The following is a 4752-nucleotide window of genomic DNA, read 5'->3' as shown; positions in this document are numbered from 1 at the left end:
GGGAGAGGCCCAGCCGATGCGCGGGCCTTCGATGAGGATCCCGACGGTGAGGAACAGGGCGGCGCCGAGGAGGAGTTGGCCGGGCAGATCGATCCGCCGGGTGCGCTGTCCGTGGGATTCGGGGACGTACCGGGCGACGAGGAGGAGGGCGAGGGCGATGACGGGGGCGTTGATCCAGAACAGGGAGCGCCAGCCGAGGGCGGCGACGAGGGCGCCGCCGGTGACGGGGCCCGCCGCCATGCTGAGGCCGAAGACGGCGGCCCAGACGCCGATCGCCCGGGCCCGCTCCTTCGGGTCGGGCATGACGCCGACGACGATCGCGAGGGCGACGGGGCTGAGCATGGACGCGCCGGCGCCCTGGACGGCTCGGGCGGCGACGAGCACGCCGAGGGTGGGGGCGGCGGCGCAGGCGAGGGAGGCCAGGCCGAAGACGACGAGGCCGGTCCGGAAGACGCGGCGCCGGCCGAAGCGGTCCGCGAGCGCGCCGGAGACGACGAGGAGCCCGGCGAGGACGACGGTGTAGGAGTCCACGATCCAGGCGAGGCCGCGGGTGTCGGTGTCCAGGCCGCGGCCGACGGCCGGCAGGCCGACGTTGACGACGGTGGTGTCGAGGCCGACGAGGAACATGCCGAGCGCGCAGACGGCGAGGACCGTCCAGCGTCGGCGGGAGCTCAGGGGGGCGGGTGCGGGCGGGGAGAGCGTGGACACGGTGTTCGCCTTCCGTCGTACGGGTTCGTGCGCCGTCATCCTCGGAGCGGCGGGGCCCGGGCGGCCAGGGACTTTGCGAAGGCCGCAAAATGGTGGGCATGGACGCCGAACTGGCACGGATCCTCGACGGCATCGGGCCCCGGTTGCGGGCGCTGCGACACGACCGCGGGCTCACCCTCGAAGCGCTGGCGGAGGAGACCGGGATCTCCGTGAGCACCCTGTCGCGGGTGGAGTCGGGGGTGCGGCGTCCGACGCTCGACCTGCTGATCCCGCTCGCCCGGGCGCACCGGGTGGCGCTCGACCAGCTCGTGGCCGCACCCGCGACCGGTGACCCGCGGGTCCATCTGCGGCCCGTGCGGCGGGATCGCGGGAGCGTTCTCGTCCCGCTGACGCAGTACCCGGGGCGGGTCCAGGTGTTCAAGCAGGTGCTGGCGCGGCGGGAGCCCCGGCTGGTGACGCACGCGGGCTACGAGTGGCTGTACGTGCTCGCCGGCGAGCTGCGGCTCGTCCTGGGCGGGCGGGAGACCGTCCTGCGGCCCGGCGAGGTGGCCGAGTTCGACACGGCGGAGCCGCACTGGTTCGGGCCGGCCGGTGCGGAGCCGGTGGAGATCCTGCACCTGTTCGGCCCGCACGGCGACCAGGCCGTCGTCCGCACGGGCGCCGGGGACGGCAACGGCAACGGCAACGGCGGGTGAACGAGCCCGGCACGGCGGCCGGCCGGGGAACCGGCCGGGCGCCGTGCCGGAGCGCGCGGTGGACGGGCCGGGTCAGCGGGCCTCGGCGTCCTCGGGGACGAGGACGTACGGGCCGCGGGCGGTGGTGCCGTCGGACAGGCGCCAGCCGGCGGTGACCGTGCCGCGTGCCGGGGTGTCGCCGGCGGCGGTGCCGAGGACGCGGCGGAGGCGCAGGGTGACGGGCTCCGCCGCGTCGGAGGTCCGGACGACCATGTCGGTGCGGTCGGCGCCGTCCACCACGCGGAGGAGTTCCAGGACGGTGCCGCCGGCCGCCGCGCCGCGCAGGGAGGCGTGGACCGTGGGGTCGGGGGTGTCGGACTCGGACTGGGCCTGCGGTTCGGCCCGGCCGGAGAGCAGGGCGTACAGCTCGGTGACGAGGACGGGGTCGTGGGTGCCGTCGTAGATCCAGCGCTTGCCGAGCACGCCGTGTTCGGCGGTGCCGATCAGGGCGTCCTCGGCTCCGTCCAGCGGGGCGGCGCGGTACGTCATGGGCACCAGGTGGGGGGCGTCGTCCGGTCGTCCGGCGTCGCCCACGACCATGAACTCGATGCCGACCTCTCCCGCCGGGTCGTCGAGCCGGAAGCCTCCGGCCTTCTCGGGCGCGGCCACGGCGGCGGAGTACCACGCCCGGGTGGGGAGCCAGGCGGCGAGGAGCTCCAGCTTGGTGGGCTGCAGGGTGGTGCGGTGAATGACGGCCATGGCGGTCTCCCTCTCCTCCGGTGCGAGGCCGGCAACGTAACATGTGATGATCTTCTCTTCCGTGAAAGGGATCCGAGGGGGTCCCGGGGGAGAGAACATGGGATACACGGACGCCAACGGCGTCGATCTGTCCGGCGTCTCCGGGCGGCTCGTCCAGACCGTCGATCTGGTCAAGGGCCCGGCACCGCAGGCCATCGCCACGGACACCGTGAACGGGCACCTCTTCGTGCTCCAGGTGGAGAGTGCGGCGACGGCCCCGCAGGGCAACCTGTACCTCAACCGCATCGACCGGCTGACCGGCGTGGTGACGGGGTCGATGCAGCTCAAGGGGTTCGGGCACGGACTGTCCATGGGCGCCGAGCCCGTCGGGGCCGACACGTACCTCTGGACCGAGGTCGGGCCGCTGCACGTCACGAACTCCGGCACCACCTTCGGGAAGGCCGTCACCCGGTTCCGGTTCGAGAACGGCGCGGTCCTCGACGGGGCGCTCGTCCCGCAGGAGAGGAAGTTCACGCCGCCCGGCAGCACCGCCGGCACCGGCCCCTCGCTCGACCCGGTGAACAAGCTGCTGACCGTCATGTACCACAAGGACGGCCGGCGTCACTTCACCCGGTACGACGCGGCGGCGGCCGCCGCCGGCACCTGGACGCCGGTGGGGACGACGTTCGTCATGCCCGACGGGGAGGACGTCACCCCCGCCGTGCCGTCCCCGTACCCGCTGCAGCCGAAGCTGGTCTCGCAGGGGTTCACCGCTCTCGGCGACGTCGTCTACCACTATCAGTGGGCCCCGTACGACAAGGAGAACCACCCGGAGACGGTGCCGAGCGAGTTCCCGGGGATCGCCTTCCTCACCTCCTACTCCTGGAGCACCGGTGCGCGCCTCGACCGGCAGGTGGTGACCAACGCGGACGGCCTGACGCGGCGCGAGCCCGAGGGCGTCGCCGCCGAGGTGGACCCGGCGACGGGCGAGACCCGGCTCCTCTTCGGGTTCAGCAACACGGTGCCCGGGACCACCGGTTCGCGCGACGTCACGATCGGCTGGTATCCGACGAGGCCGGCGGTCGGCGGGGTCAAGGTGCTCCAGGACTGGGAGGACCTGGAGCTCCAGCCAGGCGTCTCCCCCGGCGCCCAGCCGCCGCGCGGACGGCTCGTCGCCCTCGCCGGGACGACCTACCTCCAGCTGCGCGGAACCGTGACGTGCAGCCCGGGCCTGACGGCGGACGCCCGGATCGGCACACTGCCGCACCGGCTGCGCCCGACGCACCCCACCCGCCAGAACGTGCCCCGCAACAACAGCGCCGGACGCTGCGTGTGCCGCGTCGAGGCGGACGTCCACGGCGCGCTGTGGGCGTACGGCGCCACCACCGACAGCGCCGTGACCTGGATCGACCTCGACGGCGTCTCGGTGGCCTGGCGGTGACCCGGCCCCCCTCCCCCGCCCCTCTGCCCGCCTCTACCGTCACCCCCGGAGGACTGCACATGACCCCCAGCCCGTCCCGGCCCGCCACCAGCCGCCGTTCGCTGCTCACCGCCGCGCTGGCCGCCCCCGCCGTCGCCGTCGGAGCCCCGCTGCTGTCGGCCGCGCCCGCCGCCGCCGAGACGGCCGAGGGCTGCCAGGTCGTCGTCGACTGGACGCCGATCGCCCTGGAGCCGACCGTCACCCCCCAGACCAACCAGCCCCCGCAGGCCCGCGTCGTACGGATCGCGGGGACCGACTTCCTCCAGCTGCGGGGCGCGGTCACCTGCGACTTCGCCGCGGACGGCCGGCTCGGCACGCTGCCCGCCACCATCCGGCCGCCGAAGACGACCCGCGGTGTCTGCCCGCGCAACAACAGCCAGGGCATCAACGCCGTCCGCGTCGAGGCCAACACGTCCGGACACCTCAACGTCTACGGGCCCCAGGCGACCAACAAGGTGACCTGGATCCAGCTGGACAGCTTCTCCTCCGTCCTGAGCTGACGGGAACGCCGGGCCCGGGGAGGACGATCACCGTCGCCCCCGGGCCCCGCGCCGCTCCCGTACGCCGCTCAGCGGCCGAGTTCGCCGTCCAGCCACTGGAGTGTCTCCGGGGTCACCCGGTCGGTGAGGTCGCCGAACTCCTCGTGTCCGGTCAGGAACTTCGCCACGTACGGACAGACGGGGACGATCCGCAGGCCCGCCGCGCGCACGTCGGTCAACGCCTCCTGGACGAGGACGCGGGCGAGCCCCCGGCCCGCGTAGGCGTCGTCGATCTCGGTGTGGAAGAAGACCCGCTGCTCGCCGCGGTCACGGTAGGCGGTGAGGCCGGCGCGAGCACCGTCGACGAGGATCTCGTAGCGGTGCCGATCGTCCACGCGGCGGACGGTCGGCGGGGTGGGGGTCTGCTCGCTCATGACGGCCTTTCGGAAAGCGCGGTGCGGTGCGCCGTCACCCTATCCGCCGCCGCCCGCGGGAACTCGGGGAGCCGGTCGCCCGACTGCTCCGTCATGAGGACACAAGACGACGTACGACGGCGCTTCGCCGCGGGCGGGGCGCGCGCGCCCTGGCTGCGCGGACCGGCCGGTTATCTCCTCCTGCTCGGCGTGCTGTTCGTGCTGGCCCTGCTGGTGGGCCGCGCGGTCGGCCCCGTACC

General features: G+C 74.2%; 6 protein-coding genes. 3 read left to right on the top strand and 3 right to left on the bottom strand.

Annotated elements, in window-relative coordinates; genetic code table 11:
• Nucleotides 1–708, bottom strand: a 708-nt coding sequence (locus RIF68_RS27750) for an MFS transporter (protein ID WP_309054041.1), incomplete at its 3' end; no start/stop codon positions are given.
• Between the two features lie 98 nt (nt 709–806).
• Here RIF68_RS27750 and RIF68_RS27745 point away from each other — a divergent pair.
• Nucleotides 807–1403, top strand: a complete 597-nt coding sequence (locus RIF68_RS27745; RefSeq protein WP_309054040.1) for a helix-turn-helix transcriptional regulator — start codon at nt 807–809, stop codon at nt 1401–1403.
• Nucleotides 1404–1475: 72 nt separating this feature from the next.
• On the opposite strand, the gene RIF68_RS27740 is transcribed toward RIF68_RS27745, so the two are convergent.
• Entirely contained in the window at nt 1476–2141 is a 666-nt protein-coding gene (locus RIF68_RS27740; protein ID WP_309054039.1) for a 1,4-alpha-glucan branching protein, read from the bottom strand.
• A gap of 97 nt (nt 2142–2238) precedes the next feature.
• On the opposite strand from RIF68_RS27740, the gene RIF68_RS27735 reads away from it, so the two are divergent.
• Together RIF68_RS27735 and RIF68_RS27730 are read left to right on the top strand one after the other, a co-directional pair.
• Nucleotides 2239–3561, top strand: coding sequence for a hypothetical protein (locus RIF68_RS27735; RefSeq protein ID WP_309054038.1), 1323 nt, complete (start codon nt 2239–2241; stop codon nt 3559–3561).
• A gap of 59 nt (nt 3562–3620) precedes the next feature.
• Nucleotides 3621–4100 carry a hypothetical protein gene (locus tag RIF68_RS27730; protein WP_309054037.1) on the top strand — a complete coding sequence of 160 codons (480 nt, stop codon included), beginning with the start codon at nt 3621–3623 and terminating at the stop codon, nt 4098–4100.
• Between the two features lie 68 nt (nt 4101–4168).
• Here RIF68_RS27730 and RIF68_RS27725 read toward each other — a convergent pair whose 3' ends face one another.
• The gene (locus RIF68_RS27725) at nt 4169–4513 is read right to left on the bottom strand and encodes a GNAT family N-acetyltransferase (protein WP_309054036.1); all 345 of its coding nucleotides are present in this window, start codon (nt 4511–4513) and stop codon (nt 4169–4171) included.
• Nucleotides 4514–4752 lie beyond the last annotated feature (239 nt).

This window comes from Streptomyces sp. (assembly GCF_031178505.1).
Lineage (GTDB): Bacteria > Actinomycetota > Actinomycetes > Streptomycetales > Streptomycetaceae > Streptomyces > Streptomyces gulbargensis.
Note: the sequence above shows the minus strand (reverse complement) of the source record. Positions and strands in the feature narration are given on the sequence as shown.